Raw genomic sequence first — 23,078 nt, forward strand, 5'->3', positions numbered from 1 at the left:
GTGCGGCGCTGGGCGCCAGCCGCGCCGCGGTGGACGCGGGCTACGCGCCCAACGACTGGCAGGTCGGCCAGACCGGCAAGATCGTTGCGCCGCAGCTGTACGTGGCGGTGGGCATCTCGGGAGCCATCCAGCACTTGGCCGGCATGAAGGACAGCAAGGTCATCGTCGCGATCAACAAAGACCCGGAAGCCCCGATCTTCAGCGTCGCCGACTACAGCCTGGAGGCCGACCTCTTCACGGCCGTGCCGGAGCTGATCGCTGCGCTGTAACCTTCGCGGCAGCGTGAAGACCAGGGCGCGCCAGAATGGCGCGCCCTTTTCGTTTTTGGGCGCCCTGCGGCTTCGCCTCGGCGGCCGTTCGCCCTGAGGTCTCGACGGGCCCGCGCCTTGGGTGGCTGGGCTTCGAGTCCTCAGCCCGAATGGGTGTGGAGCGAGGCGATGCCAAAGGGCGCATCCCCAGGAGACCGCCATGCCCACCGCCACCCTCGACATCCCCTCGATCCGCCACCAGGTCTCGCCCGAGGAGTGGCAGGCGCGCGTGGACCTCGCCGCCGCCTACCGGCTGGTCGCGCTGTTCGGTTGGGACGACCTCGTCTTCACGCACATCTCGGCGCGGGTGCCGGGTGAAGAAGACCACTTCCTGATCAACCCCTACGGCCTGTTCTTCGAAGAGATCACCGCGTCGAGCCTGATCAAGGTCGATCACGTCGGCAAGCCCTTGATGGACTCGCCCTTCCCGGTCAACCCGGCGGGTTTCGTGATCCACAGCGCCATCCACGAGGCGCGGCCCACGGTGAACTGCGTGCTGCACACGCACACGCCGCATGGCGTCGCGGTGTCGGCCCAGAAAGACGGGTTGCTGGCGCTGTCGCAGACCTCGGGCTTTCCGCTCACGAGCCTCGCGTACCACGATTACGAAGGCGTGGCCCTGCGCGACGACGAGAAGCCGCGCCTGTGCGCCGACCTCGGCACGGCCAACAACCTCATCTTGCGCAACCACGGCCTGCTGACCTGCGGGCGCACGGTGGCCGAGGCCTTCCAGGGCATGTACACGCTCGAGCGTGCGTGCCAGATCCAGATCCTCGCGCAGGCCGGTGGTGTGGCGCTGACGAAGGTGCCGCCAAGCATTCTCTCGACCATGGGTGAGCAGGCGCGCGAGGTCAGCAAGGGCCTGGGCGCCAACCTCGTGTGGCCGGGGCTCTTGCGCCGCCTGCAGCGGCACAATCCGGGCTTCGACGCCTGAGGCGGCCGAGGCACCCGCATGGCGATCCTCGTTCTGTCGTCCCCGCTGCCGTCGGCGCCGTTCGCCGAATCGCTGCGGCTCGCCGCCCCCGACCTGCCGATCTGGACCGAGCACGACGCGCCCGACCCGAACGCGGTCGAGGCCATCCTCGCGTGGCGCATGAAGCCCGGCGTGCTGCCGCTGTACCCGAAGCTGCGCGTGCTGTGCTCGACCGGCGCCGGCGTGGACAAGCTCCTGAGCGCGCCCGACCTGCCGGCGCAACTGCCCGTCACGCGCGTGGTGGACCCGATGCAAAGCGTCGAGATCGCGCAGTACGTCGTCGGCTGCACGCTGGCCCACACGCGCGACATGCGCGTCTACGCGCAGCAGCAGGCGCGCGCCGAGTGGCAGCGCCACCCGGTGCGCCTGGCCCTGCATTGCCGCGTGGGCATCCTCGGCTTCGGCGAGGTCGGCCAGGCCATCGCGCGGGCCTTCGCGCCGCTGGGCTACCCTGTGTCGGCCTGGACGCGTTCGCGCCGCGAGCATCCGCAGGTGAAGACCTTCGCCGGTCCGCAAGAGCTGTCGCGCTTTTTGGCGCAGACCGACGTGCTCATCTGCACGCTGCCGCTCACGCCCGAAACGCACGGCCTCTTGAACCGGGCCACGCTCGAAAGCCTGCCGCCCGGCGCCTATGTGATCAACGTGGGCCGGGGTGAGCACGTGGTCGAGCCCGACTTGCGCGCGCTGCTCGATGAAGGTTTCTTGGCCGGCGCCGCGCTCGACGTGTTCGAGCGCGAGCCGCCCCGCCCCGACAACTGGGTCTGGTCGCACCCGCAGGTGGTGGCCACGCCGCACATCGCCGCGCAGGCCTCGTTCGACGTGGTCGCGCGCCAGTGCGTCGAGTCGCTGCGGCAGGCGCGGCGCGGCGAGGTGCCCACGCTCGCGGTGGACCGGGCCCTGGGTTACTGAGCATGGCGTCGCCGCCCCGCTGGACGCATCGCCCCGAGGGCTCGACCTGGGGCGACTTCGGCCCCGACGACCAGCTCGGCCGGCTGAACCTGCTGACGCCGCAGAAGGTGCGCGAAGGCGTGGCCGAGGTGCACGAAGGCCGCTCGTTCTGCCTCAGCCTGCCGCTCGACTATCCCGGTGGGGCCAAGCTCGACCGGCGCCGGCAGCCGCCTGCGCTGCGCCCCATCGAAAGCCGGGGCCAGCCGATGATGAACACGCCCCTGAGCGCGTTCGATCCCCGCCACACCGACGTCGTCTGCGACGACCAGGTGACGCTGAGCCTGCAGTACTCGACCCAGTGGGACAGCTTCGCGCACGTCGGCGCCTGGTTCGACGCCGACGGCGATGGCGAACCCGAGAAGGTCTACTACAACGGCTATCGCGCGCACGACGACGTGCTCGGCCCCGGCGACCTGAAGCTCGCCTCGTGCCCGTGCGGCGCCGAGGGCCAGTCGTACGCGCTCAGGCTCGGCATCGAGACCTTCGCCGCGAAAGCCCTCCAGGGCCGGGGCGTGCTGGTGGACCTGCACGCGTACGTCGGCGATGCGCGCGAACTGATCGGCTACGAACGGCTGATGCGCATCCTCGACGCCGACGGCGTGGCGGTCGAGCGCGGCGACATGCTGCTCTTGCACACCGGCTTCGCGGGCCTCGTGCTGGGCATGAACCGCCAGCCCGACATGGCGGTGCTGAACCAGTCGTGCGCCGTGCTCGATGGCCGCGACGAACGCCTGCTGCAGTGGATCACCGACAGCGGCCTCGTCGCGCTGTGCGCCGACAACTACGCGGTCGAGGCCTTCCCCGCGCGCGTGCTCGATGGCGATGCACCGCGCGCCGCGCTGCCGCTGCACGAACACTGCCTCTTCAAGCTCGGCGTGCCGCTGGGCGAGCTGTGGTGGCTGGGCGACCTGGCCGCCTGGCTGCGCGCGAACCGGCGCCACCGCTTTCTGCTGACCGCCCCACCGCTGCGCCTGCCCGGCGCGGTAGGCTCGCCGGTCACGCCGGTGGCGACGGTGTAGCGTGTTTGGCACCTGGGGCGGACATGGCTACAAGATCACCGCAAAGGCGCCAAGAACGCAAAGAACGCCAAGGGGTTGCTCTTCTTTGCGAACCGTGGCGTCCTTGGCGACTTTGCGTTGACAACACCCCACCCAACCACCTTCGCTGACCGACGCCTCGATTCCTTCCAAAGCCCACCCCATGCAAGAACACTTCGACCGCGACTTCGGTGTCATCGCCGACCTGATCCGCCTGCATGCCGAGCAGCAGCCGCAACGCGCCGCCTTGATCGACCCGAACCACCGCCTCAGCTACGCCGAACTCGACGCGCTGATGGACCGCATCGCCGCCAGTCTGCAGCGCGATGGCTTCCAGCCCGGTGACGCCATCGCCATCTGCGCGACCATGACCGTGCCCTACGCCGCCGTGTTCATGGGCGCGCTGCGGGCCGGCGTGGTGGTGGCCCCGCTCGCCCCCGGCTCGACGCCGCAAAGCCTCGCGCGCATGCAGCAAGACGCCGACGCCCGGCTGCTGTTCACCGACGCCTCGGCCGCCGACACGGTGGGCCCCGAGCTGCCCGACAGCCTGCCGCGCATCGCGCTCGACAACGACGCGAACGTCGGTCGCACGCTCGACGCCTGGCTCGCCCCGGTCGGCGCGAAACCGCAGGCCGTCACGCCGCAGCCCGGCTGGCCCTTCAACATCATCTATTCGTCGGGCACGACCGGCGAGCCCAAGGGCATCGTGCAAGGCCACGGCATGCGCTGGTCGCACGTCAAACGCGGCGCGAAGTACGACTACGGCGGCCCCGACGGCGTGACCTTGCTCTCGACGCCGCTGTACTCGAACACCACGCTGGTGGTCTTCTTCCCGAGCCTGGCCTGGGGTGGCACCGTCGTGCTGATGCCCAAGTTCGACGCGCTGCAGTACCTCAAGCTCGCCCAGGAGCACCGCGTCACGCACACCATGCTCGTGCCGGTGCAGTACCAGCGCCTGATGGCCCGGCCCGAGTTCGACACGTTCGACCTGTCGAGCTTCAAGATCAAGTTCAGCACCAGCGCGCCCTTCGGCGCGGCGCTGAAGGCCGACGTGCTCAAGCGCTGGCCCGGCGGGCTCGTCGAGTTCTATGGCATGACCGAAGGCGGCGGCACCTGCATCCTCGACGCGCACCTGCACCCGACCAAGCTGCACACCGTGGGCCAACCGGCCGAGGGGCACGACATCCGCCTCATCGACGACGCGGGTGTCGAGGTGCCGCGAGGCGAGGCCGGCGAGGTCGTCGGCCACTCGCCCGGCATGATGATCGGTTACCACAAGCAGCCGCAGAAGACGCGCGAGGCCGAGTGGTTCGCGCCCGATGGCAAGCGCTTCATCCGCACCGGCGATGTGGGGCGTTTCGATGCCGATGGCTTCCTGACGCTGTTCGACCGCAAGAAAGACATGATCATCAGCGGCGGCTTCAACATCTACCCGAGCGACCTGGAAGCCGTGCTGCGCCAGCACCCGGCCGTGGCCGACGCGTCGGTGGTCGGCGTGCCCAGCGAGCAATGGGGCGAAACGCCGGTGGCCTATGTGGTCAAGAAGGCCGAGGCCACGGCCGACACGCTGCTGCAGTTCGTCAACGGCCAGGTCGGCAAGACGCAGCGCCTGGCCGACCTGCGCTTCATCGACGAGCTGCCACGCAGCCCGATCGGCAAGGTGCTCAAGCGCGAGCTGCGCGACCTGTACGTGAAGGCGTGATGGACTGAATGGAAGAAGCCGCCGCACTGCCTGCGGGCATCGAGCACCGCATCCTCACGCTGCGCGGGCAGCGGGTGATGCTCGACGCCGAGCTCGCGCGGCTCTACGGCGTCGAGACCCGCGTGCTGGTGCAGGCGGTCAAGCGCAACGCCGAGCGCTTTCCGGCGGACTTCATGTTTCAGCTCAGCGCGGCCGAGTTCGCCGCTTTGACATCACAGGCTGTGATCTCAAACGGCGGCGTGCGCCCCGGCCGCGGCGGGCGCCGCAGCGCGCCCTATGCCTTCACCGAGCAGGGCGTGGCGATGCTCTCGTCGGTGCTCGGCAGCCCGCGCGCCATTGCCGTCAACATCGAGATCATGCGCAGCTTCGTGCGGGTGCGGGCGCTGTCGGCCTCGCACGCGCAATTGGCGAAACGTCTCGACGACATCGAGCGCATCACCCGCGCGCTGGCCATCGAACACGAGCAGTTGAGCACCGAAACGCGGGCGCAGCTGCAACAGGTGTTCGAGGTGATCCAGCAACTGATGGCACCGCCCGAGCCGCCGCAACGATCCATCGGCTTCCTCGCCGAGGCCGACCCCCAGCCGGGCCAGAAGAAGCCCGGTCCCAAGAAGCGCTGACGACGCACTCGCGGCGCACTCACCCTCGACGATGGAGATGACGATGACCCGCTTCCCCCTGACGCGACGCCGTTTCAACCTGGCTGCCGCCGCCAGCCTCGCCGCCCCTGCCGTGCAGGCGCAGGCCTGGCCGAGCAAACCGATCCGCGTGATCGTGCCCTACACCCCCGGCGGCTTCACCGACGTGACCGCGCGCCTGATCGGCCAGAAGCTGCAAGAGCGGCTGGGCCAGTCGGTCGTCATCGAAAACAAGCCCGGCGGCAACAGCATCACCGGCGTCGATGCGATGGCCAAGGCCGCGCCCGACGGCCACAGCTTCGGCGTCGTGATCGCGGCCTACGCGGCCAACACCACGCTGTACCCCAAGCTGCCTTACGACCCGAAGAAAGACCTGGTGGGGGTGTCGCTGATCGGCGTCTCGCCGCTGATCGCGGCCGTGCCCAACGACGCACCCTTCAAGACCGCCAAAGAGCTGATCGAGTACGCCAAGCGCAACCCCGGCAAACTGGCCTTCGGCTCCAGCGGCAACGGCTCGGCCGCGCACCTGACCACCGAGTTGCTGAAGGCGCAGACCGGCACCTTCATGCTGCACATCCCCTACCGGGGCGCCGCCCCCGCGCTGACCGACCTGATCGGTGGGCAGATTCAACTCTTCTTCGACGCGGCCTCGGGCCTCATCCAGCCCGGCAAGGCAGGCCGTGTGCGCCTCATCGGCGTGGCGAGCGACAAGCGCCTGGCCGCCGCACCCGAGGTGCCGACCTTCATCGAACAAGGCTTCACGCAGTTCACCGGCAGCACCTGGGCCGGCGTGCTGGCCCCGGCCGGCACGCCGCGCGACATCGTCAAGCGCGTGTCCGACGAAGTGGCCAAGATCGTGCGGCTCGACGAGGTGAAGGCGCGGCTGGAGGCGATGGGCACCATCCCCGTCGGCAACACGCCGGAAGAGTTCGACGCCTTCATCGCCAGCGAAACCGCGAAGTGGGGCCAGGTGATCCGCCGCGCGAAGGTCACGCTCGAATGACCCGGGCAACGGGCGTCGCCCGTTGGGTGATCGGCGGCTGCGTGCTCGCGGCCGGTGTGCTGCTGTACCTCTGGGTCGCAGCCCCCATGGGCGTCGGTGCGGCCGCCCGCGCCGACGGCAAGCCCCGCTCGGGCGTCAACCACGACCCGCTTGCGCTGATGCGGTACTTCAGCCCCGACCTCGAACTGTCCGACGTGCGATGGGAAATCTTCGGCACGCCCGAATGGCATGCACGCCGCGAAGAGATGTGGCCGATCGACTATGTGAGCGTGGTCGTCGTCGGCCGGGCCGCGCCGGGTGCGATCTCGCCGAGCCACTTCGCCAGCGGGCTGGATGCTTACGCCACGCCGAACGCCGCGCGTGCGTGGCTGCCCGAGGTGTTTCACCGCACCTTGCACAACCGATCGAAAGGGCTCGCGCTGCCTGCTGGGGTGAGGTGCCGGGCGCTGAGGCCTTCAGAGACCTACGAAGGTGGGTTCGCCTGCACCGATGGCACCGAGGTGTTGTATTTCGTACTGCTCGAATCGCACGCCTGACCTGCGCGCGGGAGAGGGGCCGCACGCGTGCGCGCGCCCCGCGTGCTGACTGCGTGCCGCCCTTCGCGCAACGGGCGATGCGCTACAACCCGATTCGCCACAAGGACACCGACGATGACCCGCACATCCACCCTCGCCCGCCCCGGCACACCCCGCGCCTTGCGTGGCCTGCCTCTGGTTACGGTGCTGCTTGTGCTGGCCGCTTGCTCGTCCGCGCCGAAGAAGGCGCCGGGCAGCGTGGCCGTGCGGTCCGGGCCGGCGCCCAGCAGCGAGCGTGACGGCCCCGAGGCCCGGCCACCGGCCGACTTGGCGAAGGTGCCCGACGCGCAGCCCAAGGTCGAGCCGATCCGCCCGGGCGGGCCCAACAAGCCCTACGAGGTGCTGGGCCGCGACTACACGCCCGAGCGTGAAGACAAGCCGATGACCGAACGCGGCCTGGCCTCGTGGTACGGCAAGAAGTTCCACGGCCGGCGCACGGCCAGCGGCGAGGTCTACAACATGTACGCGATGACGGCAGCGCACAAGACGATGCCGATCCCGAGCTACGCGCGGGTGCGCAACCCGGCCAACGGCCGCGAGGTGATCGTGCGCGTGAACGACCGCGGGCCCTTCCATGCCGGCCGCATCATCGACCTCAGCTACACGGCCGCGCTGAAGCTCGGTGTGCTGCGCGGTGTGGCGCCGGTCGAGGTGGAGCGCATCACGCACGACGACATCCGCAGCGGGGCGTGGCGGCGCGACGGTGCGGCCGAGCCCGTGGCCGAATCGCCGGCGGCGGTGGCCGAGCCCGTGGTGTCGGTCGCAGCGCCACCCGCGCCCGACTCGGCGACGGTCGCCGCAGCGGCCCCGACGCCCGCCATTGCCGCGACCGAAACCGGCCGCGCCCACACGAAGGCCGCGCGGGGCTTCTGGGTGCAGCTGGGGGCCTTTCGCGAGCGTGAAGGGGCCGAGCAGTTTCAGCGCCGCGTGGCCGATGAACTCGACTGGCTGTCGCCGCTGCTGGCGGTGTTCAGCGAGCCGGCGCTGTTTCGCCTGCAGGCCGGCCCCTACCCGTCGAAGCACGAGGCGAACGAGGTGGTCGCCCGCGTGCGCGACGCGCTGAAGCTGGTGCCGGTGGTGGTCGAGCGGCGCTGAGCGAATGAGGGGGTGGCTGAGGCCACGCCGGCGTTCGTTGCTCGCCCCCCCGCGCCGATCAGTCGGCCTCGACCTCTTCCAGCGCTTCGTCGTCCGGGTCCGAGTCGTCGTCTTTCTGCGCTTTCTCGTCCAGCGTGCTTTGCAGCTTGCCCAGGCGATCGACGAAGGCGCCGGTCTCGACCGGCGTCACGAGCCGGAAGGCCGGCGGCAGCAGGTGCGTCATGTACAGGTCACGGCCCAGGCGGCCGGTGGCCTGGTGGTTGAACCACATCGACAGGCCGATGCCGACCACCGCGGCCGTCACGCCGACAAGGCGCCAGCGCTTCGGGTGGCGCGGCTCGATGGCGAGCATGTGGTGGTACAGCGCCGCGCCGATCACCGCCTGCGTGCCGAGGAAGCTGAAGTCGCTGATCCACGGCCACGAGAACATGAATGCGAGCGCGCTGGTGACGGCGTCGATCAACTGCCACGCGATCACCGCGCACAGCATCACGCGCAGGTGCCAGCCGAAGTGGCCCTGGCGCGTGAAGACCTTCGACAGCACGCTCAAGAGGCCGCACCACGCGAGGCCGATGCCCACCGCCGCGATGCCGGCGCTGGCCAGTTCGCGGGCCAGGGCGCTCGGGTCGCTGGCGAGGTAGGTGCCGAAGCCCAGCAGGGCCACCGCCACCAGCACCATCAGCGCGAGCGAACCCAGCTGGCGCGGCAGCGACAGCGCCGCGGCCAGGGGCTGCTCGGGTGGCAGCGCGTGCTGCGCCAGGCGCAGGCGCAGCGCCGTGCGGCCGAGGGTGATGGCCAGCGGCGTATCGCCCACCGGCACGCGCGCGGCGGCTGCGAGGCGCTGGTGGCCGACCTCGGCGCCGTTGACCGTGTCGCCCACGGTGACGAAGATCTGGCCTTCGTCATCGGCGGCCACGCTGATGTGGTGGGCCGCGACATGCGGGTCGTCGAGCACCAGCTCGTTGTCGAGCGCGCGGCCGGCACGCAGCGGCCAGTGCGACACGCCGACGCTGTGCCGCACGTGGCCGTCGCGGTCGAGCACCTCCAGCAGCGCTAGCGTGCCCATGCGTAGGCCTCCAGGTAGTGGCGCGTGAGCTTCATCGCGTTCTCGTAGCTGACGCCGTGCGCATCGAAGCGGCCTTGCACCCCGCCGGTCGATTGGTCGAGCGTGGCCGCGAGCACGGCCACGTCGTACAGCTTGGGCAGCTTCTTGTAGGCGCGCAGGCAGACCACCGCGCGCAGCGGCAGGCCTTGAGCGTTGACGAAGTCTTCCTGGCACAGCGGCTTGGTCTCGTGCTGGCCGCCCAGGCGGTGGAAGCGCTCGTTGCGAAAGCTCTGCGAGTAGACCGCCGAGAAGCGCATCGTGCCGAGCTTGCGGCCGTCGTAGGCCTCGTGGCGCACGCTGATCGAGCCGGTGGTGTAGTCGCCCACGAAGACCTGCGTGTCCATCACGCAGTCAGAGCGCTCGAAGTCGAGTCCACCGGTGCGCGAGGGCTCGCTGCTGCCCCAGCAGCGCATGAAGCGGTCGGGCGGCACCGGCACCTTGTAGCGTGGGTGCGTGGCGCTTTTCCAGCCCTGCGCGATGAAGCGTTCGGTCAGCACCGCCTGGTGCGCCTGCAATTGCTGCGCGACGATGGGCCAGGCCGAACCGGTGATGGGCTTGGCGTCACGGCCGCGTTGCAGCAACTCGACCGCGAACGACGCCGGCACCAGAAAGCTCACCTGCTCGCCATCGACCCGGCGCGCGACGTTGATGCCGATCACGCGCCCTTCCTGGTCGAGCGCGGGTCCGCCGCTCATGCCGCCGCTCAGCGAGCCGGCAAAGAAGATCTGCGGGTAGAAGCTGCGTTCGACCAGCCCGTTGTAGTTGCCCTCGATGACGGCGAAGCCCACGTCCAGCGGGTTGCCCAGCGAGTACATGCGCTCACCCTGCGCGAGTGGCTGGCCGAGCGGGCGAAAGGGCAGCGCGTCGAAGGCCTTGGGCGGCTGCTTCGGGTCGCCCGCCACCACCTTGAGTAGGGCCAAGTCGTGCTGCACGTCGAGCATCAGCATCTGCACCGGCGCTTCTTTGCCATCGGCCGTCACGTAGACCAAGTCGTGCCGCTCGGGCGACAGCGCCGCCTGGCTCACCACGTGGAAGTTGGTGACGATGTGCCCCTGCGCCGTGACCACGAAGCCCGAGCCCACCGAGGTCTGGCTCGCCTGCCCCTTGAGCACGGTTCGGATCTGCACCAGCTGCGAGCGCGCCTGCTCGTAGACCTTGCGGGCCGAGAGCGAGACGGGGGCGAGGGGGGCGGCGGCGGCCGATGCCGCGGGCGACACGGCCGGTGGGGCGGCCGGCCCTGTCTGTGACTGGGCGAGTGCCCCGGCACCCAGGCCCAACCCAAGCGCCACCACGGCGGCGCTGCGATGAAGAAGACTCATGCGGGGCATTCTAGGGAGCGGTCTTGCAGCCACCGGGCGCAGGCCGCTCACGGCTCGCGGCCATGCACGAACAACACGCTCAGGTCTCGCTGGGGTCGAAAGTCCTGCTGCCGGTACTCAAAGGTGCGCGGGTCGATTTTTTTCAGGTCGCCGTCGAGGCACAGGCTGATCAGGTCGTTGGCGGCCTTCTTGCGGATGCGCAGCGTGAAGTCGCCGATCGGCCCTTGCCAGTTGGCGGTCGTGAGCACGTAGCGCAGGTGGGACCAGCTCGCCCCGTATTCGGCCTCGCGCTTGCGCATGCCGGCGCGCGCACCGGCGTCGATGCAGGTGTCTTTGCCGTGGGCCTGCACCAGCAGATCGACGGGCTGCGGCACGCCGGTGCTCAGGCTGGGTTTGTAGGTGTGTCGCACCGCGAGCGGTCGGCCCGCCGGGAAACGCAGGTCCCAGGTGTAGACCTCGTTCATCGCAAAACGTGGCTGGCCGTCCGGGTCGAACCAACTCGCCGGCAGCGGCGCGCGCCCTTTGGGCAGGGTCTCGTCGGTGAAGAAATCCACGAGCTGCGCTTGCGTCCAGCCCCAACTCTTCAAGCGCGCGGTGACGTCGCTGCCGTCGCGAAGTTTCACCACCCAGCGCGGCTGGGTCGGCATCGCCCGGCCGTCCACCCAGAGCTTGAAGCCGGTGAGTTCGTTGTGGTCCATCGATCCGAAATACATCGGCGGCATCGGAAAGGCGACCGGCACTGTCACGTCCTGTGAGCCGGTGTTGCGAAAGACGTACTCGACCGTCACCTCGTCCTCGCTGACGGTGAGCACTTCTTTTTCCATGCGGATGTCGTCGCGGCGTTGCAAGACGATGCTGCCGTTGTCATCACCGAAAGCAGAGTCGTTGGCCTGAGCGAGCGGCGCGAGTGCGCAGGCTGCCGCAAGGGCCAACGCGGCCCCGCGGAGTCGAAGAGAAGGTGTCATGAACGGGATGAAGGGCGAATGGGTTGCGAATCAGCGCGCGGTGGGCATCGAAAAATCCGCCCCGGCCGCGTCTTGTGGCCAGCGTTGCATCACGCTCTTTTGTCGCGTGTAGAAGCGCACGCCTTCTTCGCCGTAGGCATGCGAGTCGCCGAAGAGGCTGCGCTTCCAGCCGCCGAAGCCGTGCCAGGCCATCGGCACCGGGATGGGCACGTTGATGCCGACCATGCCCACTTCGATCTGCCGCGCGAACTCGCGCGCGGTGTGGCCGTCGCGCGTGAAGCAGGCGACGCCGTTGCCGTACTCGTGCGCGTTGATCAACTGCACGGCCGAGGCGAAATCGGGCACGCGCACCACGCACAGCACGGGGCCGAAGATCTCTTCGCGGTGGATGCGCATCGCCGGCGTCACGCGGTCGAACAGCGTGCCGCCGAGCCAGAAGCCGCCTTCGTGGCCGGGCACGTGGATGCTGCGGCCATCGACCACCAGGTCGGCCCCTTCGTCCACCCCCTGGGCGATCAGGCCGGCGATGCGCTCGCGGGCCTCGCGCGTGACGAGCGGGCCCATCTCGACGCCCGGCTTCAGGCCGTCGCCCACCTTCAGCGTGCGGGCACGTTCGGCCAGCGCGGCCACGAGGCGGTCGCCCACGTCACCCACCGCCACCGCGACGCTGATCGCCATGCAGCGCTCGCCGGCCGAGCCATAGGCCGCGCCCACCAGCGCATCGACGGCCAGCGGCAGGTCGGCGTCGGGCATCACGACCAGGTGGTTCTTCGCGCCGCCCAATGCCTGCACGCGCTTGCCGTGCTTCGCGCCGGTCTCGTAGAGGTGCTGCGCGATGGGCGTCGAGCCGACGAAGCTGAGCGCCTTCACGTCGGGGTGCGTCAGCAGGGCCTCGACCGCCAGCTTGTCGCCCTGCACGACGTTGAACACGCCGTCGGGCAGGCCGGCCTCTTTCAGCAGCGCGGCCATGAAGAGCGAGGCCGACGGGTCGCGCTCGCTCGGCTTCAGCACGAAGCTGTTGCCCGTGGCGATGGCGAGCGGGAACATCCAGCACGGCACCATGCACGGAAAGTTGAACGGCGTGACGCCCGCCACCACGCCCAGCGGCTGGCGCATCGTCCAGTTGTCGATGCCGGTCGAGACCTGCTCGGTGTAGTCGCCCTTCAGCAACTGCGGCACCCCGCAGGCGAACTCGACGATGTCGATGCCCCGGCTGACCTCGCCCTGCGCGTCGTCGAAGACCTTGCCATGCTCGGCCGTGATGATCGCGGCCAGCGCATCGCGCTCGCGGTTCATCAGTTCGAGAAAGCGCAAGAGGATGCGCGCCCGGCGGATCGGCGGCGTGTCGCCCCAGGCCGGCTGCGCGGCCCGGGCGGCGGCCACGGCGGCGTTCACCTCGTCGAGGCTCGCCAGCGCCACCTCGCGCGCCACCGCGCCCGTGGCTGGTTGGTACACCGGCTGGCGGCGCCCGCTGGTGCCCGCGACCCGTCGGCCGCCGATGAAATGGCCGACCTCGCCGGCATCGGTGAAAGGCATGGGTGCGGCCATCGGAGTCTCCTGCGGGTTCGGCGTGCAGCCAGTCTATGCTGCCCCCACCGTCCCTCGGAGACCCCCATGCTGCGTGCCGGATTCACCCCCGAGAGCTTCGACCAGAGCGACGCCTATCTGCCCGGCCACTTCGGCCTGCGCATCACCGAGCTGGCGGAAGGCCGCATCGCCGCCGAGATGCCCATCCAACCCTGGATGCTCGCGCCCAACGGCTTTCTGCATGCCGCCAGCGTGGTGCTGCTGGCCGACACCTGCGCCGGCTTCGCCACCATCGCGCACCTGCCCGAAGGCGCGAAGAACTTCACCACCGTCGAGCTGAAGAGCAACTTCTTCGGCACGGCCCGCGAAGGCGTGCTGCGTTGCGAGGGCCTCGCCGACCACCTGGGCCGCTCGACGCAGGTCTGGTCGGCCGCCGTCTTCGGTCCGCAGGGCAAGAAGCTGGCGCTGTTTCGTTGCACGCAGATGGTCTTGAGCTGAGTGGCTGAGTGCTCGTCCAACGAAGAACAAAAAAAAGCCCGCCTCGTGAGAGGCGGGCTGGAAGTCCTTCGAAAAGGACGTCGTTGGGAACGTTGCAGTCCTCGCCCTTTTTCTGGGCTCGCAGCCACATTCGTGTGCACCGGGCGATGGACTCGTTCGCTTGGTAGAGCGGAACAAACCCTGTGATGACAGCACCGGCCCACTGTAGGAGGGCCACAGGGCCCGCTCCATCCCCACTTGGGTGGAGCCAAAAACAGCCGATGCGAGGCTTGGGTGGGCCGCTTTGAACCGTCTTACACGGGGCTGACACAGGCGTGGCGCGCCCTCGCGCGGTGCGGCTTGTGAACCTAGGGGGTGCGCGCCGGACCCCCGCCCACCCCCACCCTCTTTTGGGGGATGTGCTGAGAACGCGCCGTTGACCGCTGACCTCGGCCGCGCGGTTTTCATGGCGCGCGGGCGCGGCGCCACAATCCCGCCATGTCATCGCCGCCCCGTCGCCCGCCGTCCTCCCCGCCTCCTCGCTCGGCGCCGCCGCCGCGGCCGAGCCCGCCCCGGCCCGCTGCCGCCGCGTCCCAACCGCTGAGCGAGCAAGAGGTCGAACGCCTGCAAGCCCTGCTCGATGCGGTGCCGGCGCCGCTGGAGCCACTGGACGTGAGCATGCTCGACGGCTTTCTGTGCGGCGTGCTGCTGCAGCCCACGTTCGTGCCGCCGGCACGCTGGCTGCCGGCCGTGACCGACGCCGACGGCCGCGCTCTGCCGGCGCGCTTCAACCCGGCCGAGTTGCACGCGCTGGTGCTGCGCCGCCATGCCGAGTTGAACCAGGCCATCGCCGAACGCCAGTGGTTCGACCCCTGGGTGTTCGAACTCGAGGCGGACGACGACGAAGACGCGGACCCGTCCGACGATGACGAGGCGCTGATGGGTTCGCCCGCCGCCAGCGAAGCCGTCTACCCCTGGGTGGCGGGCTTTGCGACGGCGATGGAGCTGTTTCCGGCCCTGATGGCGATGGACGAAAAGGCCCTCACCGAACCGCTGGCGCTGCTGTACCGCCACCTCGACCCCGACGACCTCGAAGACGCCGACGCGCTGCTCGAAGAGATCGAATCGCTGGAGCCGCCGACCAGCCTCGACGAATCGGTCGAAGGCTTGGTGCAGGCGACGCTGCTGCTGGCCGACGTGAGCCGGCCGCTGCGCAAGCCGGCCGCAGCGCCGGCCCGCGGGCCGCGCCCGTCGCGCCCCACGCACGGCGGCGGGCCCCGGCGCCGCTGATCAGCAAGGTCTCGGACGTCGCTCAGGGCGCCGCGCCGAACACCTGCTGCGCATAAAGCCCCAGCCCGACCGCGACGCTGGCGAAGCGGTCGCCATGGACTGGCAGTGCGCCCGGAAAGGCCGCCGCCAGCGCGTTCGACAAGGCACGCAGGCCGGTCGAGCCACCGGTGAAATACAGCGCGTCCACCGCCTCGGCACCCACGCCGGCCAGCCGCACCGTCTCGCGCGCGGCTTCGACGATGCGGGCGATGTCGGCCTCGATGGCCTGCACCGCCTGCGCTTCGCTCAGGGGCACCGAGAGGGCACGTTCGACGTGCGACAGGTCGATGCACACGTCGCCTTCTTGCGCCACGCGGATCTTCGCGTCTTCGGCGCGTGAAGCCAGCTCGTGGCCGAGCCGTTCGGTCACGACGATCATCAGCCGCTCGTGGTGGCGCGGGTTGCCGTAGAAGCGCTTCATCGAGCGCAGCTCGGCCACTCGCTGCGGCGCGTACACGGTGTTGATCAGGTGCCAGGTGGCGAGGTCGAAGTACACGCCGTTGGGCACCTCGCGCGGCACGCTGCCCGGCGAGGCCGGCCCCATCGCGCCGTAGCCGAACTCGCGCAGCACGCTGGCGAGCTCGATGCGGCGGTCGAAGTCGGTGCCGGCGATGTGCACGCCGTGGCTGGCGAGCAGGTCGTCCTTGCGCTCGACGCGCGCGATGCGATCGGGCCCGACGCGCACCAGCGAGAAGTCGGACGTGCCGCCGCCGATGTCGGCCACCAGCACCAGTTGCTCGCGCTCGGCGCTGCGCTCGAAGTCGAAGGCGGCGGCGATGGGTTCGTACTGGAAGCGCACCTCTTCGAAGCCGACCGACCGCGCGGCTGCGGCGAGCGTGGCCTGCGCCTGCGCATCGCGCGCCGCGTCGTCATCGACGAAGAACACCGGCCGGCCCAGCACCGCCCGGTGGATCGGCGCGCCCGCCTGCGCCTCGGCCTGCGTCTTCAGGTGGCGCAGGTAGCCGGCGATCATGTCGAGGTACTTCACGCCCCGGCCGTTGCCCACGTCGGTGGTCTGCTCGGCGAGCGGGCTGCCGAGGATGCTTTTCATCGAGCGCATCAGCCGGCCTTCGAGCCCATCGACATAGGCCGCCTGCGCCGCGCGGCCGAACTCCCGTGGCGGCCCCTGCGACTCGTCGCCCTCGGCCAGGTAGAACACCGCCGTTGGCATCGTCACCTGACCGTCTTCGAGCGCGACCAGGCGCATGCGCTCTTGGCCGTCGGGAATGGCGATGGCAGAGTTCGAAGTACCGAAGTCGATGGCGCAGAACATGGCGGGCCCAGGGCGAAAGGGGCGCGATTCTAGGAGTCGTGTGCGGCACCCCCCGGAGGCGCGGCCATCACGCGGGTTTTTCGTGCGGACTGCATCCAAACGGCGGCCTGCCCCGTCTGATGACACAGGACGGCCGGTGACGCGCTACGGCGCGCACCGCGCGGCCTGCCCACCCACCCCGCTTCTTTGATCACCGAGGACCGACATGAAGACTTCGATCGCCCGCCTGCTGACCGTCACCGCCCTGGCCCTGGCCGCCCACGCCGCGATGGCGGCCGACTCGTCGCCCGCGCCCGCCGCGGCCAACGACAAGCTCGCCGCCGCCCGCGCGCAGATCGCGTCGCTGCAATGGACGGCGGCCATCGACGAGCTCAAGCGCGTCAACGACGTGCGCAACCCCGACTGGCACAACCTGATGGGCTACAGCCTGCGCAAGGCCAAGACGCCCGACCTCGTGGCCGCCGAACGCGCCTACAACGAAGCGCTGCGCCTCGACCCCACGCACCGCGGCGCGCTCGAATACTCGGGCGAGCTGTACCTGATGAAGGGGGACCTGGCCACGGCCGAACAGCGCCTGGCCACGCTCGGCAAGGCCTGCGCCAAGACCTGCGAGGAATACCGCGAGCTGCAGTTCGCCATCGACCGCTACAAGGCCAACGGCAACAAGCACGTGGCTCGGCAAGGCGGCTGGTGACTGGGTGTTGACGGGCCGGACTCAGACCGCCACGACGCGGCCGCGCAGCCGCAACTGCGCCTCGCCGAGAAAACGAAAGTCGATCGCCGGGCGCACGCCGCTCATCAGCTCGGCCAGCGCGCGGCCCGAGCCCGCGCCGTGCGTCCAGCCCAGCGTGCCGTGGCCCGCGTTGACCCACAGGTTGGCGAGCGCCGTGCGGCCGATGCAGGGCACGTTGTTGGGCGTGCTGGGCCGCAGGCCGGCCCAGAACTGCGGCTCGCGCGTGTCGGCCACACCGGGGAAGAGATCTTCGCAGCGCCGCACCAGCGCCTCGCAGCGAACGCGGGCGGTGGGCGTGTCGAGCGAGGCGTCGTAGCCGGCCAGTTCGGCCGTGCCGGCGATGCGCAGGCGGTCACCCAGGCGGCTGATGGCGATCTTGCGGGCGTCGTCGATCATGCTGACGACGCTGGCGGCTTCGGGCCGCTTCAGCCGCAGCGTGGCCGAGTAGCCCTTGGCCGGGTAGATGTTCAAGGCCACGCCCAGCGGGCGCAACAGCGGCGCGGTGTACGAACCCAGCGCCGCGACGAAGGCCTCGCCCCCGATGCGGTGTGTTTCGCCGAGCGGCCCGGTCGTCGTGTGCACCGCCACCACGCGGCCGGCCTGCGCCTCGATGCGCTCGATGGCGTGCCCGTAAAGAAAGCGCACGCCGCGCTGCGCGCAGCGCTCGGCGAGTTGCCGCGTGAAGGCATGCGCGTCGCCCGACTCGTCGCTCGCGGTGTAGATGCCACCGGTCAATTGCGGTGCGAAGTGCGTGAGCGCCGGTTCGATCTGCAGCACCTCGTCGGGTGTGAGCACGCGGCGGTCCACGCCATGGCGGCGCATCAACTCGGCGGCGCGCACGCCCGAGGCGAAATCGTCGGCCGAGGTGAAGAAGTGCAGGATGCCGCGCTCCAGCCGGTCGTAGGCGATGCCGGTTTGCGCGACCAGCGCCTTCAGCGCGGTGTGGCTGTAGCGGCCCAGCGCGACCAGTTGCCCGACGTTGCGCTCGAACGCGCTGTCGTGGCACTGGGCCAGGAAGGCCAGGCCCCAGCGCCATTGGTCGAGGTCGAGCCGCGGGCGAAAGAGCAGCGGCGAATCGTCGCGCCACACCCAGCGCGCGACCTTCCACGGCGCGTGCACGCTGGCCCAGGGCTCGCAGAAGCTCACCGAGATCTGCGCGCCGTTGGCGAAGCTTGTTTCGAGTGCGGCCCCGGGCTGGCGGTCGATCACCGTCACCTCATGGCCATGCTCGGCGAGGTACCAGGCGCTTGTGACGCCCAGGATGCCCGCCCCCATCACGACGACTTTCATCGGCGCCTTTCGCAGCGGTCTACTTCTGGAATGTCGGCCGTTGGCGCGGGAACTGGAGGGCGCCGCCGCGGTGCTTTCATGCTGCACCGCAAGGGCCGTCAACGCGCAGGCCGCGCCGCGTTCGCAGGGCTGAGCGTCGTGGCCGTGCCGCTGTCGAGCAGCGTCTGCCAACCGGGCTCGGGCAGGCCGGCGTCGCCCAGCGCGAGCAGCACCGCGCATGCCACAGCGGCCAGGGCGACGGCCCAGGTCCAGGTGCTGATCGAGGGCATCTTCATCACGGCGCTCCTTGTGGCCTCGCTGGAGGCATAGGGAAGTTACTCCCCTTGCGGCGTGACGTCTTTCACTGTTCGCAACCACCCCGTGGCGGGCTCGGACTTGGCGGTTCTCGGCGACCCCTCACGCAATCGCGTGGCGCGTGAACAGCGCCGCAAGCACCTCCTAATTTCCTGGTCCACGCGGGCTTGCACAAGACCACACTGTGTCCCACGAAATCAAAACCAACCAACACCAACAACGTGGAAGCGAGGTGAGGACATGGACAGCTCAGGCCACAAACCCGGTGCATGGACATGGCTGCTCGCGTGGGTCGCGGCGGGCCTGCGGCGACCGGTGCGACACCACCGCCACGAACTCGAACCCGCCGACATGGGCACCGCCTTCGGGCTCGATTGCACGCTCGGCGCCCCGCTCTACATGAACAGCCAGGGTGACCCGGTCGATGGGTGTGACGCGCCACGCGCCAAGACCGTCTGCCGGCCCACCTCGGCCTTCATCCCGGCGGCGGTGCGGCACCGGCGGGCGCGGACCTGAGTCCGATCCGCCGGCGCGCCGCACCGGGGCGCACTCACTTCGGCATCACGACCGAATCGATCACGTGGATCACGCCGTTGCTGGCGGCGATGTCGGTGGCCACCACCTTGGCCTGATCGACCAACACGCCGCCTTGCGTGCTGATCGTCAGTTCGCTGCCTTGCACGGTCTTCACCTTGCCGGCCTTCACGTCCTTGGCCATCACTTGGCCGGGCACGACGTGGTAGGTCAGCACGGCGGTCAGCTTGGCCTTGTCTTTCAGCAGTGCGTCGAGCTGGGCCTTGGGCACCTTGGCGAAGGCCTCGTCGGTCGGCGCGAACACCGTGAACGGCCCAGGACCCTTCAGCGTGTCCACCAGGCCGGCCGCTTTCAGTGCGGTCGCCAGCGTCTTGAAGTTGCCGGCGGCGACGGCGGTGTCCACGATGTCGGCGGCCTGGGCACCGAGCGCGGCGAACGAGAGGGCCGAAGCGGCCAGCAGTTGCTTGAACGAGGTCATCGAAAACTCCTTGAAGTGGGGTGAGACAGAAAGAAAAGGAAGGGACGCGCGAGCCACGCTCAGGGACTCGGCAAGATGACGCGGTCGATCACATGCACGACGCCGTTGCTCGCCAGCACATCGGTGGCGACGATGTTGGACGTGCGGCCCCGCTCGTCGGTGATGGCCAGCGTGGCGCCGACCGTGAAGGTGCCGCCCTCGACGGTGGTGATGGGCGTGCCCACCGGCACCTGGGCCCGCAGCACGCGGCCCGGCACCACGTGGTAGGTCAGCACCTGGGTCAGCAGGGTGCGGTTGGCGAGCAACTGGGCCTTGGTGACACCCAACTCGGCCAGCAGGTTCGCGAAGGCCGCGTTGGTGGGGGCGAAGACCGTGAAGGGACCCGGTCCCGACAGCGTGGTGGCCAGGTCGGCGGCGACCACCGCCTCGACCAAGGTGGCGAATTCGGCGTTGGCCTGGGCGACCTGCACGATGTTCGGCGTGGGTGTTGCCGGCGCGACCGGCTCGTCGTCGCCGCCGCCGCAGGCGCTGACCAGGGCAACCGTGGCGGTCGCCAGCAAGAACTTCAACCAAGCAGTCATGACGTCTCTCTCCTCGAAGGGTGGGTGAGGGACGGCCTGGAGGCCGTCCGCAGGTCACGGGTTGTGACGGTGCGGACGGAATTTGAACTGATCAGTTCACATAGTCAACCGTGTGGTTTTTATTGCGGACTTGATGGTTTTTATTCGCCCTCGTTCGTATACGTGACGGCCCCGCGCGCTTACACTTGCGCCATGGCCAAAGTGTCTTTCCGAGAACAGGTGTTGCGTGCCCGCGAGGATGCGATCGTCGCGTCCGTCAACCGCTTGCTCGCTGAAAAAGGCTTCGAAGCCATGACGGTGGACGAGGTCGCCGCCGATGTCGGCATCGCCAAGGCCAGCCTCTACAAGCACTTCGTCTCGAAGGAAGAGCTGGCGGCTGCGGCGATGATCCGCGTGCTCGACAAGGCGCTGGCCTTCATCGACGGCGTCGCGCCCAACACGCCGGCCATCGAGCAGCTGAAGTCGGTCGCGCGTTGGACGATGGAAGTGCAACTTGCCGGCGAGATGCCCTCGCTGCCGGCGCAAAACTCCACCCTGCGTGGCGCCCTGATGGCCAACGCGATCTACATGGACCGGCTGGTGGAGGTGAGCGACAAGCTCGGCGCCTGGATCGTCGCCGCGCAGACCGCTGGCGACATCGACCGCGAACTGCCGCCTGAGGTGGTGCTCTACACGCTGTTCGCCCGGGCCTGCGACCCGGTGCTGGGCCTCATGAAAGCCGGCGGGCAGTACAGCAACGAGCGCATCGTCGAGTTGCTGCTGCGCAGCTGCTTCAGCGGCCTGTGCGGGCCGCGTGCGGCGGGCTGATCGCCCGGGCCGTCAGCGCACCAGCAGCACCGGCGTGCTGCATTCCGACATCACCTTCGAAGTCACCGAGCCCAGCAGCAGGTTGCCGAAGCTGCCATGGCCGCGCGAGCCCATCATGATCAGGTCGGCCTTGAGGTCTTGCGACGCCTTGACGATGCATTCGGCGGCGTGGCCAACACGCTTGACGAAGTCGGCCTGCAAGCCAGTCTCTTGGACGAAAGCCCGCACCGGCTCGAACACCTTCTCGGCTTCTTCGTCGTAGTACGAGTCGAGCAACTCGCGGCCCAGCGCCGCAGCGGCACGGGGGGGCACCGCGGGGGTCACGTGGATCAGCGTGAAGTGGTGCTCGGCACCACGCCACTCGGCATGTGTCTTCACGTAGTCGAGCAAGCGGCCCGTGTAGGGGCTGCCGTCCACCGGCATCAGGATCTTCATCGTCAGTTCTCCGCAGATTGCTGGGGCTGTTCGCGCCAGTGTTGCACACGCGGTCGAGGGCTTCAGAGCTGGAAGACCCGCTGCGCCTCGTAGCCGTCGGCCTCGCCGCGTTTGCCATGGCCGCGTGCGTTGCACACCACGCGCGTGTGGCCCACGGTGTAGTCGTGCCGGCAGTGCAGGTGGCCGTGCACCCACAGCTGCGCGCCGGGCAGCAGGTCGTCGTCGGCGTTGCAAAAACTCGCCGTGGCCATCTGCGCGCCGTAGCGCGGGTCGGCGCTGCGCAGGCTGGGCGCGAAGTGCGTCAGCGCGACGGTGGCGTGCCAGTCGCCGGTCTGCGCCAGCTCGTTGGCCAGCCACGCACGGCAGGCCAGGGCCTCTTCGCGCACGGCCGCCGCATCGAAGGGCTGGCCGTGGCGGGTGGAGCGTTGCACGCGCACGAAGTAGCTGCCCGCACGCTCGGCCTTGGCGCGCTGCGCTTCGCCGAAGAGGTCGAAATCGCACCAGCGCACGGTGGCGACGAAGCGCACGCGCTGGCCTTGCGTGTCGGTGAGGACGAGCGACTCGCGCTCCAGCAGGCGGATGCCCAGCTCGGCGCAACGCGCGCGCAGCAGCGGCCAGGTGGCGTCGATGTCGCGCCCGTCGAACTCGTGGTTGCCGGCGACCATCAGCACCGGCACGGGCCAGTCCCTGAAGTGTTCGAGCCCGGCCCAGGTGGCGTCGATGTCGCCGCCCAGCACCAGCAGCTCGGCGTCGGGGGCGGGTCGGGGGCGGAAATCCTCGGTTTCGAGGTGCAGGTCGGACAGCAGCTGAAAACGCATCAGGCGACGGGCCTCGCGGGTCGGTTCGTCAGGCGTTCTTGCCGTGGCACTGCTTGAACTTCTTGCCGCTGCCGCAATGGCAGGGGTCGTTGCGACCGAGCTTCGGGGTCTCGCGGCGCACGGTCTCGACCTTGTAGCGCGCGTCGCGCGTCAGGTCGTAGAGGTCGGCGACCGTGACGACCAGGTCTTCCATCGCCTCGTCGAGCGACTTCAGCGGGTGCTCGCGGTCGAGCAGGGCGACGGTCTCGCGCTCGTCGTCGGTCTCGGCCGGCAGGTGGCGGTACAAGCGGGCCAGCGCAGCCATCACCGCGTCGTCGGGCATGTCGGCCAGCTCGGGGAAGCTGATCGTCGCGTGCTGGAAGCCGGCCACCCAGGGCATCAGCGATTGCGAAACCTCGCTCAGCCCCGCCAGCGGATCGACCTCGCCCTCGGGCACCGGCTCGCGCGGGTGCTCTTCGTCGAATTCGAGCACCAGCGGGTCGAACCAGCCGTCCTCTTCCATTGCGCGGTGCAGCGCGGCATGGCGACGCAGCACCAGCTCGGTTGCGCGCGCCTGCCAGTCGGGCTTCGTGTCGCTGGGCAGCGGGTGGCCGTCGAAGTCGAACACGTAGGGCAGCCAGTCGTCGGGCTGCAGCAGCACCGGCTGCACCAGCACGCCGCAGAGGTAGCCGTCGAGCATCACCGCATCGACGGGTTGCAGCGGCTCGGGCGTGGCCGCCAGCAGTTCGTCGAGTTCGGCGAACTCGGCGTCGGTCAGGTCGCGGGCGGCGGCCGCAATGGCGGGCGTGGGCATGGCAGGGCTCGGCAGAAAGGGAGTCGCGATTGTCGGCGATG

At 69.6% G+C, this 23,078-nt stretch carries 26 protein-coding genes; 14 read left to right on the forward strand and 12 right to left on the reverse strand.

From position 1 onward, the window contains the following. The 9 genes from AC1KAT_RS18880 to AC1KAT_RS18920 form a co-directional block, all read left to right on the forward strand. Positions 1-269: electron transfer flavoprotein subunit alpha/FixB family protein (locus AC1KAT_RS18880; RefSeq protein WP_480328532.1), on the forward strand; the 269-nt coding region annotated here is incomplete at its 5' end. A 199-nt stretch (positions 270-468) separates the two neighbouring features. After that, the gene (locus AC1KAT_RS18885; protein WP_480328533.1) at positions 469-1,242 is read left to right on the forward strand and encodes a class II aldolase/adducin family protein; all 774 of its coding nucleotides are present in this window, start codon (positions 469-471) and stop codon (positions 1,240-1,242) included. Between the two features lie 18 nt (positions 1,243-1,260). Next, complete coding sequence (locus AC1KAT_RS18890; protein WP_480328534.1) at positions 1,261-2,190, forward strand: 2-hydroxyacid dehydrogenase; 930 nt, start codon at positions 1,261-1,263, stop codon at positions 2,188-2,190. Between the two features lie 2 nt (positions 2,191-2,192). Continuing rightward, complete coding sequence (locus AC1KAT_RS18895; protein ID WP_480328535.1) at positions 2,193-3,248, forward strand: cyclase family protein; 1,056 nt, start codon at positions 2,193-2,195, stop codon at positions 3,246-3,248. A 181-nt stretch (positions 3,249-3,429) separates the two neighbouring features. Beyond that, positions 3,430-4,968 (forward strand): class I adenylate-forming enzyme family protein, encoded by a 1,539-nt coding sequence (locus AC1KAT_RS18900; protein ID WP_480328536.1) that lies wholly within the window; start codon positions 3,430-3,432, stop codon positions 4,966-4,968. An 8-nt stretch (positions 4,969-4,976) separates the two neighbouring features. Further along, positions 4,977-5,588, forward strand: a complete 612-nt coding sequence (locus tag AC1KAT_RS18905; protein ID WP_480328537.1) for an ORF6N domain-containing protein — start codon at positions 4,977-4,979, stop codon at positions 5,586-5,588. Between the two features lie 43 nt (positions 5,589-5,631). Next, positions 5,632-6,609 carry a tripartite tricarboxylate transporter substrate binding protein gene (locus tag AC1KAT_RS18910; protein ID WP_480328538.1) on the forward strand — a complete coding sequence of 326 codons (978 nt, stop codon included), beginning with the start codon at positions 5,632-5,634 and terminating at the stop codon, positions 6,607-6,609. Then, positions 6,606-7,145 carry a hypothetical protein gene (locus tag AC1KAT_RS18915; RefSeq protein WP_480328539.1) on the forward strand — a complete coding sequence of 180 codons (540 nt, stop codon included), beginning with the start codon at positions 6,606-6,608 and terminating at the stop codon, positions 7,143-7,145. Before AC1KAT_RS18910 ends, AC1KAT_RS18915 begins: the two co-directional genes overlap by 4 nt. Before the next feature lie 114 nt (positions 7,146-7,259). Then, the gene (locus AC1KAT_RS18920; RefSeq protein ID WP_480328540.1) at positions 7,260-8,279 is read left to right on the forward strand and encodes a septal ring lytic transglycosylase RlpA family protein; all 1,020 of its coding nucleotides are present in this window, start codon (positions 7,260-7,262) and stop codon (positions 8,277-8,279) included. A gap of 58 nt (positions 8,280-8,337) precedes the next feature. Here the strand turns inward: AC1KAT_RS18920 and AC1KAT_RS18925 are convergent, their stop codons facing one another. Genes AC1KAT_RS18925 through AC1KAT_RS18940 form a run of 4 tightly spaced genes read right to left on the reverse strand, consistent with a single transcriptional unit; the run spans position 8,338 to position 13,216 of the window. Then, positions 8,338-9,345, reverse strand: a complete 1,008-nt coding sequence (locus AC1KAT_RS18925) for an FHA domain-containing protein (RefSeq protein WP_480328541.1) — start codon at positions 9,343-9,345, stop codon at positions 8,338-8,340. Beyond that, entirely contained in the window at positions 9,333-10,703 is a 1,371-nt protein-coding gene (locus AC1KAT_RS18930) for a S1 family peptidase (protein WP_480328542.1), read from the reverse strand. The genes AC1KAT_RS18925 and AC1KAT_RS18930 overlap by 13 nt, the downstream gene beginning before the upstream one ends. Positions 10,704-10,750: 47 nt before the next feature. Then, positions 10,751-11,668 carry a DUF4424 family protein gene (locus AC1KAT_RS18935; protein ID WP_480328543.1) on the reverse strand — a complete coding sequence of 306 codons (918 nt, stop codon included), beginning with the start codon at positions 11,666-11,668 and terminating at the stop codon, positions 10,751-10,753. 30 nt (positions 11,669-11,698) lie between these two features. Continuing rightward, positions 11,699-13,216, reverse strand: coding sequence for a CoA-acylating methylmalonate-semialdehyde dehydrogenase (locus AC1KAT_RS18940; protein WP_480328544.1), 1,518 nt, complete (start codon positions 13,214-13,216; stop codon positions 11,699-11,701). Between the two features lie 66 nt (positions 13,217-13,282). Here AC1KAT_RS18940 and AC1KAT_RS18945 point away from each other — a divergent pair, with 66 nt between their 5' ends. Then, complete coding sequence (locus AC1KAT_RS18945) at positions 13,283-13,693, forward strand: PaaI family thioesterase (RefSeq protein WP_480328545.1); 411 nt, start codon at positions 13,283-13,285, stop codon at positions 13,691-13,693. Between the two features lie 477 nt (positions 13,694-14,170). Beyond that, positions 14,171-14,962, forward strand: coding sequence for a YecA/YgfB family protein (locus AC1KAT_RS18950; RefSeq protein WP_480328546.1), 792 nt, complete (start codon positions 14,171-14,173; stop codon positions 14,960-14,962). A 22-nt stretch (positions 14,963-14,984) separates the two neighbouring features. Here the strand turns inward: AC1KAT_RS18950 and AC1KAT_RS18955 are convergent, their stop codons facing one another. Beyond that, a complete protein-coding gene (locus AC1KAT_RS18955) occupies positions 14,985-16,274 on the reverse strand; it encodes an Hsp70 family protein (protein ID WP_480328547.1) in 1,290 nt (429 codons plus the stop codon). A gap of 205 nt (positions 16,275-16,479) precedes the next feature. Between AC1KAT_RS18955 and AC1KAT_RS18960 the strand changes: the two genes are divergently transcribed. Continuing rightward, positions 16,480-16,968, forward strand: coding sequence for a tetratricopeptide repeat protein (locus tag AC1KAT_RS18960; protein ID WP_480328548.1), 489 nt, complete (start codon positions 16,480-16,482; stop codon positions 16,966-16,968). Between the two features lie 21 nt (positions 16,969-16,989). On the opposite strand, the gene AC1KAT_RS18965 is transcribed toward AC1KAT_RS18960, so the two are convergent. Both AC1KAT_RS18965 and AC1KAT_RS18970 read right to left on the reverse strand, forming a co-directional pair. After that, positions 16,990-18,297, reverse strand: coding sequence for a D-amino acid dehydrogenase (locus AC1KAT_RS18965; RefSeq protein ID WP_480328549.1), 1,308 nt, complete (start codon positions 18,295-18,297; stop codon positions 16,990-16,992). 98 nt (positions 18,298-18,395) lie between these two features. Then, positions 18,396-18,572 carry a hypothetical protein gene (locus AC1KAT_RS18970; protein ID WP_480328550.1) on the reverse strand — a complete coding sequence of 59 codons (177 nt, stop codon included), beginning with the start codon at positions 18,570-18,572 and terminating at the stop codon, positions 18,396-18,398. Positions 18,573-18,831: 259 nt separating this feature from the next. Here AC1KAT_RS18970 and AC1KAT_RS18975 point away from each other — a divergent pair, with 259 nt between their 5' ends. Continuing rightward, positions 18,832-19,107: a hypothetical protein gene (locus AC1KAT_RS18975; protein WP_480328551.1), complete on the forward strand. Its 276-nt coding sequence runs from the start codon at positions 18,832-18,834 to the stop codon at positions 19,105-19,107. 34 nt (positions 19,108-19,141) lie between these two features. Here the strand turns inward: AC1KAT_RS18975 and AC1KAT_RS18980 are convergent, their stop codons facing one another. Both AC1KAT_RS18980 and AC1KAT_RS18985 read right to left on the reverse strand, forming a co-directional pair. Beyond that, entirely contained in the window at positions 19,142-19,603 is a 462-nt protein-coding gene (locus AC1KAT_RS18980) for a fasciclin domain-containing protein (protein ID WP_480328552.1), read from the reverse strand. 59 nt (positions 19,604-19,662) lie between these two features. Beyond that, on the reverse strand, positions 19,663-20,184 hold the full coding sequence (locus tag AC1KAT_RS18985) for a fasciclin domain-containing protein (RefSeq protein WP_480328553.1): 522 nt from the start codon (positions 20,182-20,184) through the stop codon (positions 19,663-19,665). Positions 20,185-20,376: 192 nt separating this feature from the next. Between AC1KAT_RS18985 and AC1KAT_RS18990 the strand changes: the two genes are divergently transcribed. Continuing rightward, complete coding sequence (locus tag AC1KAT_RS18990; protein ID WP_480328554.1) at positions 20,377-20,991, forward strand: TetR/AcrR family transcriptional regulator; 615 nt, start codon at positions 20,377-20,379, stop codon at positions 20,989-20,991. A gap of 12 nt (positions 20,992-21,003) precedes the next feature. Here AC1KAT_RS18990 and AC1KAT_RS18995 read toward each other — a convergent pair whose 3' ends face one another. The 3 genes from AC1KAT_RS18995 to AC1KAT_RS19005 form a co-directional block, all read right to left on the reverse strand. Then, positions 21,004-21,426 carry a universal stress protein gene (locus AC1KAT_RS18995; RefSeq protein ID WP_480328555.1) on the reverse strand — a complete coding sequence of 141 codons (423 nt, stop codon included), beginning with the start codon at positions 21,424-21,426 and terminating at the stop codon, positions 21,004-21,006. Between the two features lie 62 nt (positions 21,427-21,488). Continuing rightward, positions 21,489-22,244, reverse strand: a complete 756-nt coding sequence (locus AC1KAT_RS19000) for a metallophosphoesterase (RefSeq protein WP_480328556.1) — start codon at positions 22,242-22,244, stop codon at positions 21,489-21,491. A 28-nt stretch (positions 22,245-22,272) separates the two neighbouring features. Next, on the reverse strand, positions 22,273-23,037 hold the full coding sequence (locus AC1KAT_RS19005; RefSeq protein ID WP_480328557.1) for a UPF0149 family protein: 765 nt from the start codon (positions 23,035-23,037) through the stop codon (positions 22,273-22,275). Positions 23,038-23,078: the final 41 nt, after the last annotated feature.

The sequence above is a fragment of the Piscinibacter sp. PDB5-1 genome (assembly GCF_056676035.1).